General features: G+C 59.7%; 15 protein-coding genes. 14 read left to right on the forward strand and 1 reads right to left on the reverse strand.

The features are described 5' to 3' along the window. Nucleotides 1-9: 9 nt before the first annotated feature. The 3 genes from secB to HY067_17645 are packed head-to-tail and all read left to right on the forward strand — an operon-like array spanning nucleotide 10 to nucleotide 1,917. The gene (secB, locus tag HY067_17635) at nucleotides 10-474 is read left to right on the forward strand and encodes a protein-export chaperone SecB (GenBank protein ID MBI3529776.1); all 465 of its coding nucleotides are present in this window, start codon (nucleotides 10-12) and stop codon (nucleotides 472-474) included. Between the two features lie 10 nt (nucleotides 475-484). Next, on the forward strand, nucleotides 485-928 hold the full coding sequence (locus HY067_17640) for an SH3 domain-containing protein (GenBank protein ID MBI3529777.1): 444 nt from the start codon (nucleotides 485-487) through the stop codon (nucleotides 926-928). After that, nucleotides 925-1,917, forward strand: coding sequence for an NAD(P)-dependent glycerol-3-phosphate dehydrogenase (locus HY067_17645; protein ID MBI3529778.1), 993 nt, complete (start codon nucleotides 925-927; stop codon nucleotides 1,915-1,917). Before HY067_17640 ends, HY067_17645 begins: the two co-directional genes overlap by 4 nt. Here HY067_17645 and trmL read toward each other — a convergent pair. Continuing rightward, on the reverse strand, nucleotides 1,914-2,378 hold the full coding sequence (gene trmL / locus HY067_17650; GenBank protein ID MBI3529779.1) for a tRNA (uridine(34)/cytosine(34)/5-carboxymethylaminomethyluridine(34)-2'-O)-methyltransferase TrmL: 465 nt from the start codon (nucleotides 2,376-2,378) through the stop codon (nucleotides 1,914-1,916). The genes HY067_17645 and trmL overlap by 4 nt on opposite strands. A 109-nt stretch (nucleotides 2,379-2,487) precedes the next feature. Here trmL and tadA point away from each other — a divergent pair, with 109 nt between their 5' ends. The 11 genes from tadA (at nucleotide 2,488) to HY067_17705 (ending at nucleotide 14,620) form a co-directional block, all read left to right on the forward strand. Beyond that, nucleotides 2,488-4,191, forward strand: coding sequence for a Flp pilus assembly complex ATPase component TadA (gene tadA / locus HY067_17655; GenBank protein ID MBI3529780.1), 1,704 nt, complete (start codon nucleotides 2,488-2,490; stop codon nucleotides 4,189-4,191). After that, nucleotides 4,188-5,417, forward strand: a complete 1,230-nt coding sequence (locus HY067_17660; GenBank protein MBI3529781.1) for a type II secretion system F family protein — start codon at nucleotides 4,188-4,190, stop codon at nucleotides 5,415-5,417. The genes tadA and HY067_17660 overlap by 4 nt, the downstream gene beginning before the upstream one ends. Before the next feature lie 3 nt (nucleotides 5,418-5,420). After that, nucleotides 5,421-5,948, forward strand: a complete 528-nt coding sequence (locus HY067_17665; protein ID MBI3529782.1) for a hypothetical protein — start codon at nucleotides 5,421-5,423, stop codon at nucleotides 5,946-5,948. 75 nt (nucleotides 5,949-6,023) lie between these two features. After that, on the forward strand, nucleotides 6,024-6,524 hold the full coding sequence (locus HY067_17670; protein ID MBI3529783.1) for a type II secretion system protein: 501 nt from the start codon (nucleotides 6,024-6,026) through the stop codon (nucleotides 6,522-6,524). 73 nt (nucleotides 6,525-6,597) lie between these two features. Next, the gene (locus HY067_17675) at nucleotides 6,598-7,020 is read left to right on the forward strand and encodes a type II secretion system protein (GenBank protein ID MBI3529784.1); all 423 of its coding nucleotides are present in this window, start codon (nucleotides 6,598-6,600) and stop codon (nucleotides 7,018-7,020) included. A 92-nt stretch (nucleotides 7,021-7,112) separates the two neighbouring features. Next, on the forward strand, nucleotides 7,113-7,601 hold the full coding sequence (locus HY067_17680) for a prepilin-type N-terminal cleavage/methylation domain-containing protein (GenBank protein ID MBI3529785.1): 489 nt from the start codon (nucleotides 7,113-7,115) through the stop codon (nucleotides 7,599-7,601). Nucleotides 7,602-7,683: 82 nt separating this feature from the next. Beyond that, entirely contained in the window at nucleotides 7,684-8,190 is a 507-nt protein-coding gene (locus tag HY067_17685; GenBank protein ID MBI3529786.1) for a type II secretion system protein, read from the forward strand. Next, nucleotides 8,187-8,999: a type II secretion system protein gene (locus HY067_17690; protein MBI3529787.1), complete on the forward strand. Its 813-nt coding sequence runs from the start codon at nucleotides 8,187-8,189 to the stop codon at nucleotides 8,997-8,999. Before HY067_17685 ends, HY067_17690 begins: the two co-directional genes overlap by 4 nt. Beyond that, nucleotides 8,989-9,420, forward strand: a complete 432-nt coding sequence (locus HY067_17695; protein MBI3529788.1) for an agglutinin biogenesis protein MshP — start codon at nucleotides 8,989-8,991, stop codon at nucleotides 9,418-9,420. The genes HY067_17690 and HY067_17695 overlap by 11 nt, the downstream gene beginning before the upstream one ends. Nucleotides 9,421-9,624: 204 nt before the next feature. Further along, nucleotides 9,625-13,602 carry a hypothetical protein gene (locus HY067_17700; protein ID MBI3529789.1) on the forward strand — a complete coding sequence of 1,326 codons (3,978 nt, stop codon included), beginning with the start codon at nucleotides 9,625-9,627 and terminating at the stop codon, nucleotides 13,600-13,602. A 79-nt stretch (nucleotides 13,603-13,681) separates the two neighbouring features. After that, nucleotides 13,682-14,620 (forward strand): agglutinin biogenesis protein MshI, encoded by a 939-nt coding sequence (locus HY067_17705; GenBank protein MBI3529790.1) that lies wholly within the window; start codon nucleotides 13,682-13,684, stop codon nucleotides 14,618-14,620. Nucleotides 14,621-14,627 lie beyond the last annotated feature (7 nt).

The raw sequence follows: 14,627 nt of genomic DNA on the forward strand, positions 1-14,627 counted from the left end.
CCAGTCCACATGAGCCAGCAGCCCAACCAGCCGGTGTTTTCGATCGAGAAACTGTTCGTAAAGGATCTCTCGGTCGAAGTGCCTAACGCACCGAAAATATATCTCGAACGTGATACGCCGCAAGTCGAGATACAGATGAATACCAGCGCCAACCCGATCGATGAGGGTTACTTCGAGGTTGTGGTAAGCGTAACCGTGACGGCCAAGCTTGCGGAAAAGACGGTTTTTCTGGTTGAGGCGAGTCAAGGCGGCGTGTTCCAGATCCGCAATCTGCCGCAGGAAGACCTCGAACCGGTGCTGGGGATCACCTGCCCCAACATTCTTTATCCCTACGCGCGCGAGGTCGTCTCCGATGCGGTCGTGCGCGCCGGTTTTGCCCCGGTATTGCTGAACCCGGTCAACTTCGAAGCAATATTTCAGGCGCAGCGCGAAGCGAATGCTCAAAGCAAGGCTGGAGCGGGAGCGACGCATTAACAGGCTCAATATGAACGGCAGGCCGTGGTCTCTGGTCGTTCTTGCGGTACTGCTTGCCAGTACAAATGCGGCAGCACTGGAGTTTCGGTCCGTTGCCGAACCGGCGGCGATCCTTTACGACGCACCGTCGACCAAGGCGCAGAAGCTCTTCGTCCTATCCCGGGGTTACCCGGTGGAGGTTGTCGTCAAGATCGAGGCGTGGACCAAGGTCCGTGACGATACCGGCGAGTTCGCCTGGATAGAGAACAGCCACCTGTCAGAACGTCATACCGTCATGGTGAAAGTGGCAAGTGCAGAGGCACGCCAGGCAGCCAATGAGAGTTCCCCGGTGGTGTTCACCGCCGAAAAAAACGTTTTCCTGGAACTGGTCGATACTGCGGCGGGCTGGGCCAAAGTGCGCCATAACGATGGCGCCACCGGATTCGTCAAAGTAAGCCAGCTCTGGGGCCTATGAGGCTCGCCATTCTCGGCGCCGGGGCATGGGGCACGGCACTCGGCATTGCGCTGGCTTCTCACCATCAAATCTCGTTATGGGCCCGTGATCCGGTGCAAAGCCGGAAGCTGGCAGCCGACCGGATCAATGCACGCTATCTGCCCGACGTGGCGATACCCAAGCGCGTTCGGGTAACACCGGAGATGGAATCGGCCATCGAGGATAGCGAGTTGATCATTGTCGCCGTTCCTACATCGGCATTGCGCGAGACCTTGAGGCGGGCTGCGTCAGCCGCAACGACAGCGGGGGTGGTCTGGCTGTGCAAGGGGTTCGAAACCGGTAGTGCGAAATTTCCGCACCAAGTGGCTGAAGAGGTACTGCCATCCGGACAGCCGCGCGCCGCACTATCCGGGCCGAGCTTTGCCAGCGAAGTTGCGCGCGGCTTGCCGGCCGCGGTAACGCTGGCCTCTCACGATTCGCAGTTTGCCGCCGCCGCCTCGCGGGAACTGCATACCGGCCGGTTGCGCGTCTACTCCAGCGACGATCTTGTCGGGGTGGAGACCGGCGGAGCCGTGAAAAATGTCATCGCCATTGCTGCCGGTGTTTGCGATGGCCTCAACCTGGGGGCTTCGGCGCGCGCGGCGCTGATTACACGTGGCCTGGCGGAAGTGACGAGGTTGGGAGTGCGCCTCGGCGGCCGTGCCGAGACCTTCATAGGCCTTGCCGGTGCCGGCGACCTGATGCTGACGTCAACGTCTGATTTGTCGAGAAATCGCCGGGTCGGACTGCAACTCGCGCTGGGACGACCGCTACCGGCGATCCTGGCAGAACTCGGCCACGTAGCCGAAGGGGTCTACACGGCACCGGAAGTATTGCGTATTTCGGAACAGCTTGCCATCGACATGCCGATCACATGGGCCGTCTCACAATTGCTCGACGGCACAACTTCGGCCCGCGACTTGGTCGAGAGCTTGTTGCAGCGCGAGCCAAAGTCAGAGAGCGTGCGCTAACTCGCCATCCCGGCGAAGCCATTCTGTCGCCACGCTTCGTATACCACTACCGCCACCGCGTTGGACAGGTTGAGGCTTCGGCTTGCCGCTACCATCGGCAAGCAGAGACGAAGCTGCGGATCAAAGCTTGCTAAAAGCTCTCCTGGCAGACCCCGGGTTTCGGGCCCGAATATGAGCACGTCGCCGGGCAGGTATTTGACGCTATCAAAACGTCTTGTCGCCTTGGTGCTGAAAGCGAATCGCCGGCCTGGCAATGCCTGCAGCAGGGCAGGCCAGTCTTTGTGGACCTGCACTGAAGCGTATTCGTGGTAATCCAGCCCGGCGCGTTTCAGTTGGCGATCGCCGAGCTGAAATCCCAGAGGCTGGATCAAATGCAGCCTGCAGCCGGTATTGGCGCAGAGCCGGATGACGTTCCCTGTATTGGGAGGAATTTCGGGCTCGAAGAGGACGATATCGAACATTATTTGTTGCAATTTGCGAGACTTAGTAGTTTAATCTTGTAATTCAATGATCTGCAACTCAAACCTCAAGTTAGACGGAAAGAGACGCCTCTACACGTAAACCAGGCAGATGGGCAGACCGGAAAAAATAAGGCTAGGCGAGATTCTTCTTCAGCAAAAATTGCTGACGGAGGACAAGCTCAAGACTGCACTCGACGAACAGAAGCGCAGTGGGCGTAAGCTCGGCCGCATTTTCATCGATGCCGGGTTTGTTACAGAAGAACAGATCGGAAGCGCGCTTGCACGGCAGTTGCAGGTTCCCTTCATCAACCTCAAGCATTTCAATATTCGCCCCGAAGTCGCAACGCGCTTGCCGGAAACTCTGGCGCGCCGCTTTCGCGCGATCGTACTCGAGGATACGGGCGTGTTCTATCGGGTTGGCATGTCCGATCCAACAGACTTGTTTGCCTATGACGAAATCAATCGTGTCCTGAAGCGCGAAATTCAACTCGCGGTAGTCGGTGAATCGCTGTTGTTGCAGACTATCGACCGGGTCTATCGCCGCACGGAGGAAATCAGCGGACTGGCGCTGGAGCTCGGAGAGGAACTTGGCGAAACCACCGACTTTGCCGCGCTCGGATTGACGCCGGGCGCCGAAGATGCGCCCGTGGTGAAGTTGTTGCAATCCGTGTTCGAGGACGCCGTGCAAGTGCGCGCCTCGGATATTCATATCGAGCCCCAGGAACACAAGGTGCTGATCCGTTTCCGGATCGACGGCATGCTGCATGTACAGGCCGAAGCGGATTCGAAGATCGCCTCCGCACTCACGCTGCGGCTGAAACTCATGTCCGGCCTGGATATCTCGGAAAAGCGCCTGCCCCAGGACGGGCGTTTCAATGTCAAGGTCAGGAATGTTCAGATCGACGTGCGCATTTCGACCATGCCTACGCAGCATGGAGAATCCGCCGTTGCGCGCTTGCTCAATCAGAGCGGCGGCATACTTGGCCTCGAGCGCATCGGATTGCCCACACGCATGCTCGACCGGTTGCGCTCAGTCATCCATCGGCCGAGCGGCATGGTACTGGTGACGGGGCCGACCGGCAGCGGCAAAACGACCACTCTGTATGCCGCGCTCGAGGAATTGAATACACCGGAGCGCAAGATTATCACCGTGGAAGACCCGGTGGAATATCGCCTGCCCGGAATCAATCAGGTGCAGATCCACGAAAAAATCGACCTGACGTTCAGCAGGGTGCTGCGCACCGCGCTGCGCCAGGATCCGGATGTGATCCTGGTCGGCGAAATGCGCGATCAGGACACGGTCGAGACCGGATTGCGTGCGGCGATGACGGGTCACATGGTGTTCTCGACGCTGCATACCAATGACGCGGTCAGTACGCCGATCCGACTGCTGGACATGGGCGCGCCGCGCTACATGGTTGCCATGTCGCTGCAGGTCGTAGTCGCGCAACGCCTGCTCCGGCTGGTTTGCGAGAGCTGCGCCGAAGAGAAGCCGCTCGATCCGGCTGAACACGAATGGATGCGAATGCAACTGGGTGGCACGGTGGATGACCGCAGCTTCATGAAGGGCAAGGGTTGCACCCAATGCAACGGCACCGGTTATCTGGGCCGCACCGGTGTATACGAAATGCTGGAAATGACCAGGCCGGTGGTGGAAGCGGCCAATCAGGCCGACCCGGCGGTATTCATCGGTGTGGCGCGCAAACAGATGGAGGGCGAGACCCTCAGGGACCACGCGGTCCAGCTTGTCGCCGGCGGTCGCACGACGGTGGAAGAGGCCATGCGCATCAGTAGCCAGGCCGACGACGCATGAGTTTCTTCGCCTACAAAGGCCGAAATGCCGCCGGAGAGTTGGTGCGCGGCGTGATGGAGGGGACGGATAGCGGCGCCATTGCCGGCCAACTTTTCAGCGCCGGTATCACACCGGTCGAAATCGGCGAAACGAACCGCGGGCAGACTTCCCCGGTAAGCGAATATTTCTCGCGTCTGAAGCAGCAGCCCATAAGGACTGAGGATCTGCTGTTGTTCAGCCGTCAGATGTACGCGCTGCTGAAGGCTGGCGTGCCGATCATGCGTGCCCTCGGTGGCCTGCAGGAGTCGTCCGGCAATCCGACGTTCAGGGAAGTACTGCGCAGCCTGCGCGAGAATCTCGACAGCGGCCGACCGCTGTCGGTCGCCATGCAGCGGCAGAACGCGGTGTTTTCGCCTTTTTACGTTGCCATGGTGTACGTCGGCGAAACCACGGGGCAGCTCGAGGAGATCTTCCTGCGGATGTTCAACCATCTCGAGTTCCAGGAGGCCATGCGCAACCAGGTCAAATCGGCGTTGCGCTATCCGATCTTCGTCATCGCGGCCATGGCGGTCGCGATTGTCATTATCAATCTTTTCGTCATCCCCGAATTTGCCAAGGTCTACAAAGGCTTCAACGCGGAATTGCCGGCGATCACCAAGCTGCTGATCGGTTTTTCCAACTTGATGGTCGCTACCTGGCCCATTCTGCTCGCCGGGCTGATCGCCGCTGTCTTTGCGTTCCGCAGCTACACGCGGACTAAACACGGCAGATACGCCTGGGATCGGTTCAAGCTGCGCATCCCCATCGCCGGCAAGATCGTGCTCAAGGCCACGCTGGCTCGATTCTCGCGCAGCTTCTCGCTTTCCATGCGCAGCGGCGTGCCGGTGGTGCAAGGCCTGTCGCTGGTTGCGCAAACCGTGGACAACACTTTTGTTACGGAGAAAGTGGAGAAAATGCGGGAAGGCGTGGAGCGCGGCGAAAGCGTGTTGCGCACAGCCCTGCATGCTGGAATTTTTACGCCGGTGGTGATGCAGATGGTCATGGTGGGCGAGGAATCCGGCGCACTCGACGACATGATGGAAGAGATCGCCGAAATGTATCAACGCGAGGTCGAATACGAGCTGAAGACGCTGGGTTCGCAGATCGAACCGATCCTCATCGTCTGCCTGGGAATTCTGGTCCTGATCCTCGCACTGGGCGTGTTCCTTCCGATCTGGGATCTGGGCCAGGCGGCGTTGAAGAAGTGATCGATGTACAAAGGACCGAGGCGCTGGCATCAGCGCGGTGCAAGCCAGTTGGAACTGGCCGTGAGCATCGTGCTGTTTGCGATCTTCCTGGCCGTGTTCCTGGAGCGGGCGTTCTACTACCAGGAGTACGCGGAAAAGACGGCGATGGAAATGACCGTGGCAAACATGCGTACCGGACTGAGGTACAAGATCGCCGACCTGATCATGAACAACCGGCTGTCGGAAATGCCGACACTCGCAGACGAAAATCCGGTGATTTGGCTTGCCGAGCCGCCGGAGAACTATCTCGGCGAATTCGATTCGCCGCCCCGAGATGGGACGGCGGGCAAGTGGTTCTACGACAAGCGCAACCGGGAACTGGTGTATACGGTGAACAATCGGCGCCACTTTATGCCCTACGGCGGCCGGGATTTCACCATTCGTTATCGGGCTGTGCGGATTCAGGGTCCGGCAACGACTTCATCGCAGGCTTCCCGTGCCCAGGTGTGGGTCGACCTGATGCAGCCACAGGGATACACATGGTTGCCGTGAAAACAGGTACGGAACGTGCGGGAATAGCACCGGAACGCCCCGGCAGGGGAAGATAGAGTGCGTTCAAAAGGAGAAATGCGATTGACATCCGGCGAGGCACACGGAACGAAGCAACGCAGCCGCGGCTTCACGTTGATCGAGTTGGTGGTTACCATCAGCATTATCGCGATTCTCGCAGCGGTGGCGCTCCCGCGCTTTATCGCATTGCAGACGCAGGCAAGAATCGCCAAGACGCAAGCGCTCTATGGTGGCCTGCGATCCGCGGCGGCGCTGGCCCATGCCCAGGTGATCGCCTCGAATACGCTTGCTTCGGGTCCGGTGACCATTCAGATGGAGGCGCAGAACGTGACGCTGGTCAACGGCTATCCAACCGCCGATCTCGCCGGCATTCAGACCGCCTTGCAAATATCGAACCTGGAAACTGACGTCAACATTACGCCCGGCGGCGCCGGAGCGGGCGCGACATTGACCGTGGATGTCAACGGCGGAACGGTGCCGAATTGCCGCGTGAGCTATACATCGCCGAACGTTGGCAACGGGTCGCCGACCATCAGCGTGGCTGCGGGAGGTTGCTGAACAGATAGGGCCGATATTTTTCGGAAGCCCGGTGAATTTGCAAACGGTGTCATTTCTTGAAGAGGAGAAGCAAATGCAAGCGAAGCAAAACGGTTTTACCCTGATCGAACTGGTGGTCGTGATCATCATCCTGGGCATTCTGGCGGCGACCGCATTGCCGAAGTTCATCAACCTGTCCACCGAAGCCCGCAATGCGGCAGTCTTGGGCGTAGCCGCAGCGGGAACATCTGGTTTCGCCATCAACTACGGCGCGAGAAAAGCCAACAACGCCACTGCGGTTGCAGTCAATGGTACCCAGGCCGCGGTTTGCACTACCGGCGTTATTGGCGGTGTCATGACGGGAGGCGTGCCCAGTGGATACAACATAATCACGACAACAACAACCGCTATGGACTGCTCGGTGGTGGCCAATGACGGCAACGTCGGCACCTGCCGGGTCCAGGACGCTGCGTTGGCTACCGCGTCCGCACTGGTTACCTACATCTGCGCGCAGTAATAACGTTGCCTGTACCGCAGTGCTTGGAGCTGCGCCGGATTCCTGAACGGTGTCCGGCGCAATCTGTTTGCAGGCGCTGCGGGCTAGAGCGGATGCGAGCTCAACGCGGATTTACGCTGGTCGAACTGGTGGTCGTGATAATTCTGGTCGGCGTACTGGCGGTGATCGCCATACCCAGGTTCCGCGGTGTGGCCAGCTTCAATACCAAGGGATTTGCCGATAGCGTGATGACGAGCCTGCGTTACGCGCAAAAACAGGCGATTGCCAAACGCCGCAATGTTTGTGTCGCCTTCACTTCCACGACGGCCAGTTTCACGTTCGCTTCCGCCGCCGGTTCCGCTTCGGCTTGCAACACCAGTCTGACCGGCCCTGCCGGGCAGAGCCCTTATTCCATCTCGCCCGATGCTAAATCCGTCGTGACGTTTGCGGCCGTTCCAGCCGGGCTGACTTTCGACGCACTCGGCCGCCCCCTCGCCACAGCGACGGGCTTGCCGCTCGCTTCCGTCCTGGTCATCACAATCAGCGGTGATATCTCCCGATCGTTCAGTGTCGAGCCGGAAACCGGCTATGTCCATACCTGATCCCGCCGCGCGTCCGGTCTCCCGGACGCGCGCGCCTTGCTTGATTCAGCCCGCCCGCCAGCGCGGCATTTCGCTGATCGAGATGATCATGTTTATCATCATCGTCAGCATCGGGGTTGTTGCCTTGCTGGTGGTGTTCAGCACGACATCGCGTAAAAGCGCGGACCCGATGATCCAGAAGCAGATGCTGGCGATCGCCGAGGCGTTGCTGGAAGAAGTCGAGAGTCAGCCCTTTACTTATTGCGACCCGACAGACCCCAATGCCAGGACCGCGGCCAGCGCGGCGGGCTGTACCCTGCCCGAAACGCCGGGACCGGAACCGGGCCAGACCCGTACCAGTGCCAGCACGCCGTTCAACAACGTGAATGACTACGCTGGTCTTGTCATCTCTCCGATCACCGATATTGCGGGCAATGCCATCAGCGGGTTGGGCGGGTACGCCGCGACCATTACGGTAGCCGCCTCGGCATTGAACGGGATCGCCGCGACCGATGCGCTGCAGATCACCGTGACCGTTACGGGACCCGGTAACAAAAGCCTGACACTGCAGGGTCACCGCACCCAATACGCGCCGAACGCTGTGCCATGACCCTCCCCCTATCAAGCAGGTGGCGCGCCCTTGGCTTTACGCTGGTGGAAGCCATCGTGACCATCGTGCTGACGGGCATATTAGCCGGGACGGTGGCCGTGTTCGTCGTGGCGCCCATCAAGGCCTACCAGGATGTCACGCGACGCGCCGAATTGACCGATATCGCCGATACGGCGCTGCGCCGCGTTGCTCGCGATGTCCGGGCGGCGCTGCCGAACAGTATCCGAACTACCGCAGCAACCTGCGACGGTACGCTGACCTGTTATATGGAATTCGTGCCGATCAAATCCGCCGGCCGATACCGCGATGGTGGCCCCGGCAATTCGCTCGACTTCACGGCGGCAGCGGACACATTCGACGTGATCGGACCGGGCGTAGACGTTGCCTCGGGCGATTCGATCGTCATCTACAACCTCGGCATCACAGGTTCGGATGTTTACGCCGGGTCCGATCGTCGCACGGCCACAGCTCCGTTCGGAACAGCGTTGGCGACAACCGGATTCAGCGGGGGCGCCTTTCCGTTTTCATCGCCTGCGCGCCGTTTCCATGTAGTGGGTACGCCGGTCAGCTACGTTTGCAATGTCGGGACCGGCCAACTCCAGCGCTACGCAGGCTATGCGTTCAGCGTCGCGCAGCCGCAGCCACCGTCCGGAACGCCGGCTTTGCTCGCCACCAATGTTTCCCGCTGCCGGTTTGTCTATCAGACGCTGAACCAGCTCAACGCGCTGATTACGCTGGAGCTGGGGCTCACAAAAGGCGGCGAATCCGTCAGCCTCGTTTACCAGGTGCATGTCAACAATGTCCCGTAAACGCGCGCGCGGCGTCTCCATGATCACCGCGATCTTCCTGATCCTGGTGATCGCGGTGCTAGGGGCGTATATCGCTAGTGTCGCTACGACACAGCATACGGCGGAGACACTGGACCTTCAGGGTGCGAAAGCCTATCAGGCGGCGTATGCCGGTATCCAGTGGGGGGTCTACCAAGCGTTGCGCAATGGCTCCTGTCCCGTCGCCAGCACTTCTTTCGCACTCACCGGCGCTCTCGGTGCGTTTGCGGTGACCGTGCTATGTACGAACACCACTCCAGGCGGCTATTCGGAGAACGGGGTGACCAAGAATATCTACCGCATCACTTCCACCGGATGCAGTCCGCCAAGCGGGACTTCGTGCCCCGGGGTTCAAGGCGGGTACTACGTCGAGCGCCAGCTCGAAGTGACGCTCGACAACTGAAGCCATGCATTGCCTAATTTGCTACTGCGAAACGCATCACGATGCCACTGGCTCAATGGGCGCCAAGGGCCTGTTGCAGAATGAAGCAAGACCTGCGACAGGAAACAAATTGATTGAATCCCGGCCTTCTCATTGTGCGTAGCCACAAGGGACGGCATTTGCAGCAAGATAACGACATGCAGACCCAATGAATCGATCGCAGCCATGACACGTTTCCTCGTCTCTTTTTCCATCGGCCTTCGGCAAGCGCCAAGGCTGCTCGCTTTGAGCGGCATCGGGTTGCCGGCGCGGCACCGATGGTGGAAAAAATCCGCGCTGTACGGGTTTTGCGTCTGTGCGCTTCTTTCGGCCTGGGGCACCAATGCGGTTGCCGCAACCTGCAACTCCACTGGTGGCGGTACATGGAACACGATCGCGCGCTGGAGCTGTGGCCGCGTGCCGCTTGCAACCGACGATGTCTTCGTCCTGAACGGCCACACCGTCACCATCGATACGGCCGCCGTGGCGCAGAACGTCACCGTGAATACCGGCGGCATCCTGCGGTTTGCAACGGCAGCCGCACGCTCACTTGCAGTCGGCAATGCCGGGACGCAGGGCAACGTCACCATCCAGACCGGCGCCACGCTCGATGTCGACACGGCATCGAACGTGACCCATACCCTGTCGCTGGTCGGGAATCTCTCCAATAGCGGCACCCTGAACCTCGCTACGGATGCCAATAGCCTGTGCAATACCACATTCAGCCGCAACGGCAATCAGACCGTCAGTGGCGCGGGGGCCTACACGTTCAACCGTATCACCCTGAATATGGGTGCAACGAACGCCAACATCCTGGACGTTCAATCGAACATGACGGTGCCGGCCAATTTCCTGACCATCACCAACGGCACCTATAAGCATTCCAACACGAGCAATATCACGCCCTGGACCGCAGACCCCGCCATCCCGGCGAGCGGGGGCTTCTGGCTGAACGCCGCCGCGACGGTGACCACCACCGGTTTCAACGTCACTCTAAACGGAGGGTCGCTGCGGATCAGCGCCGGCACGATGACCATCGGCAATGCGGATAACACGCTGCTGACGCTGGGCAACGCCGCTACGACTTTGTTCCAGATGGACGGCGGCGCGCTGACAGTGACCGGCGGAATCAACAGTTCCGCTAATAACGGCGCCGGTACCTTCACGATGAGCGGCGGGACCATTACCCTGCAGACCATCGACGCGGGGCCGGTCTATACCTTCCTGCTGGGAAGCGCCACCACCTTGAACTGGTCGGGAGGAACCATAATCGCGACCAACGGCAACGCCACCACGGACGACGTAGACATCCGTTCGGCGACGCAAAATATAACGGGCGGGACGCTGCAGTTCGGAAGCGCTACCACGACCTCGGCCAACGACATCTCTTACATCAATGGCGCGGGTGGGCAACTGAACGTGTGGAATCTTGTGCTCGCTTCGGGACCCGCGAGAAACATCCTGATGCGATCTTCGACCAATATTCTGAACGATCTGACGATTCAGACACTCAACAATCTGAACCCAAGCGCGGGCCTTGCCATCAACATTGGCGCGGGGAATGCGAGCGGCAACTGGACCAACAACGGCACCTTCACCCAAGGGTCCACCACCGTCACGTTCACCGGCACCAGCGCTGCGCCGGCGATAGGTGGCACAGCCGCGACAACCTTCAACAACTTCACCATCAACAAGGCATCGAACAATCTGGCTATCAATACCACCCCGACGGTGAACGGCACGCTGACTTTCACCAACGGGGATATCGTGACCGGCGCGAACCGGGTGATTCTCGGGACGGCCGCGACGATCGCCACCCCCAGTGCGAGCAGCTACGTGGCGGGATCCATTCAGAAAAACTACGCTGCCGGCGCCGCACTCAGCTATTTCGCCGGAAACGATTTTCCTGTTGGGGATGCCACCAACTTCACGCCTGTCAATGTCAGCGCCGGCACTACCACTACCGCGGGCAGTCTGACGGTATCGACGCTCACGCCGGATCACCCGCAAGTGACGACCCCGATTGCGTCAACCAGCATCGACGCCAACAATAGCGTCAACCGCTACTGGAGGGTCAATAACTCCGGACTCACGGTCGGAACGGCCATTAGTGCGATCTTCACCTTTGTGGCGGGCGATGTCGACGCCGGCGCCAACACGGCCAACTTCATCGTGCAGCGTTATGACGGCACAAACTGGAACCCCACCACATTGGTCGCGGCCAACCCGCTCAACACGCAAGTATCGAATATCACGCTTCTTGTCGCCGGCAATAATGACTTCGCCATCGGCGACCCCCTGGCGGGCTTCAATGGTGGGCCGGGCGCGTTTAACGCGTTTGAGACCACCACGCCGGCGGGTGCGGTATTGGGACGTCTGTATACCAAGCTGGTCGGCACTGCCTTCACTGTGTCCATTGTCGCCGTGAGCAACAATACGGTGAACGCGGCTCCCCTCACTACGACGCTCACTGTGGATGTGATCGATGCCAGCCCCGTTGGTGGCACGCTGACCGCAGCCAGCAATTGCCGCACGACTTGGGTTACAGTGATTCAAACGCAGACGGTGCCGGCGGCGATTGCGTGGGCGAGCGGGCGCGTCAACGTGACCATCACGGCGCCGGTAAAGGCGGTGCGCAACGCGCGTATCCGGGTGACCCAGGGAGCCAATGTCGGTTGCTCGACCGACAATTTCACGATCCGCCCGCAATCTTTCACCATAACATCCACGAACGCGACCCAGAACAACACTTCGGGCGCTCCAGCCATCAAGACTGGGGCCAACTTCAACCTAACTGCCGCTTCGGTGATTGGCTATGACGGAGCGCCCGTGATCGACAACACCAAGATCGTGGGTACGCCGACCGCCGGTACGATCGGCGGCAGCTTCAGTGCGGCGCCGGCAGCCACCGGAACCGCGTCCGGCGCAAGCTTTTTCTACAGCGAGGTCGGCAATGTCGGCCTCCTAGCCAATGCCGTTTTCGACTCCGGCTTTACCAGCGTCGATCAGGCCAGTGACTGCACCGCCGATTTTTCCAATTCCCTCGTCAGTGGAAAGTACGGCTGTTTGCTGGGCAGCACCGCTGTTGCCCAGACTCTCGGTGTAAGCGGCTTCGGACGTTTCATCCCTGACAACTTCAACGTGAGTTTGAATGCGCCTTCCTTTGCACCTGCATGTGGAACGTTCAGCTATGTCGGACAGACATTCGCGTATTCGACTCCGCCGGTAATCACGGTGACCGCGAGAAATGGCACGACCAACGGGTTGACCAATGCGACCACCGCGAACTACGCCGGCTCGTACGCCAAGTTTTCCAATGTCGCGGGCACAAGCCTGAATCAGGCGCCGTACAGCACACAATCGGGGCGTTATTCACGGTTCGACGCCCTGGGCGGCGGCACGACGCCTTTGCTCGACTACAGTTCGCTGCCGCTAACGACCGCTGATCCTGCCATAGGGGCATTTGCCAGCGGCGTTGGCACGCTAACGTTCTCATCGGGTACGGGACTCGCGTTTACTCGCAGCACTACTACGCCGAATTTGCCGTTCAATGCAGATATTGCCTTGGCACTCAACATAATCGACGGCGACTCCGTTGTCTTTGCCGGCAATCCGGCAGCGTTCAGCGCGGCGACCGCTGGCAACGGCATCGCGTTTTCGCCCGTGACCGCCAAGGAGATGCGCTTCGGGCGCATGCGTCTCGGCAACGCTTTCGGCAGCACACTGCTCGACCTGCCATTGCCACTGACCGTCGAGTACTACAACAGCAGTGGTCTCTTCGTCACGAACAGCGCTGACAGTTGCACGACACTCTTGGCGAGTGACGTGAGCTTCAGTTTCGTCGCCGGAACGAACCTGGGCCCCACCTGCGAGACGCAGATGAGTCCAACCGGCACGCTCTCGTTCAGTTCCGGAGCGGCGACTGTGAAGCTCACCAAACCCGGCAGTAGCAACGATGGCGCGGTGGATCTGACGGTAAATCTGGGGACAGCCTCGGGCAACACCTGCGTCGGGGCGAGTTCTACTCCGGCGACTGGCGCAAGTAAAATCTGGCTACAGGGTAACTGGGGAGCCGCGACCTATGACAAAAACCCGCAGGGGCGAGCGGCATTTGGCGTGTTCAAAAGCGCAGATCAATTTCTCTATTTGCGTGAAGTTTATTAAATCAATTGAAGTCTGAAATTCCGCATTGACGACAATGGGTTATTGATATACCTTCGAGCGCAAAATTAAGATGACATCGATGCGCCCTCTGTTTTCCCGACAACGGGCTGCCGAATTAGCGGCGGTAAACCTCTATGGCAATCGCGCAGAGGTCGGGCAGGTTCGTCGTAACGGTTCGGGGCGGCCAGTCGTAAATGTGTGCGCGCAATTCCCCAATGTGGGTGACGAAGTCGAGACGCTGCAGCGGCTACGCCGCGAAGCGCATCTGGATCGGTTCAGTTGTGCGACCCTGCTGCCGGCACGTCAATACCAGTTGCAATTGATCGATGCGCCGAACGTTCCCGAAGCGGAGATGAAGTCGGCCGTGCGCTGGCGGCTGAAGGACTTTCTCGAGTATCCGGTGGAGACCGCGACCGTCGATGTCGTGGCGATTCCCGCAGACCAGGCTGCTGCCAATCGCGGCCGATCGGTCTACGCGGTGTCGGCGCGCAACCAGGACATTGAAGCGCGCATGAAAATGTTCGCGCAGGCCAAGATTCCGTTGCGCGTAATCGAGGTCGCCGAGATGGCGCAGCGTAATCTCGCCACCCTGTTCGAATCCGACCAGCGCGCCCTGGCTATGCTCAGCTTCAGCGAGGAAGGTGGACTGCTCACGTTCAGCGCCAGAGGCGAACTTTATCTGTCACGCCGGATCGAGATCAGTCTCGATCAACTCGTCGATGTGCGGACGGAGGTGCGCGATCAATTGTTCGAACGCATTGCCCTGGAATTGCAGCGCTCGCTGGATCACTTCGATCGCCAGTTCAGCAACATTCCGCTTGCGCGTCTGCTGCTGGCGCCATTGCCGGAAGAACTGGGATTGTCCGCCTACCTTGCGGGAAATCTGTCAGCACCGGTGGAACCGGTGAATCTGGGCGATGTTCTCGATTTTCACGAGGTGCCGGAACTGCGCGAACCGACTGAACAGATGATGCGGTGGCAGACGCTCGGCACGGCGTTGCGTGTCGAATCGGCATAGGACGGAG

The sequence above is a fragment of the Betaproteobacteria bacterium genome (genome assembly GCA_016194905.1).
Lineage (GTDB): Bacteria > Pseudomonadota > Gammaproteobacteria > Burkholderiales > JACQAP01 > JACQAP01.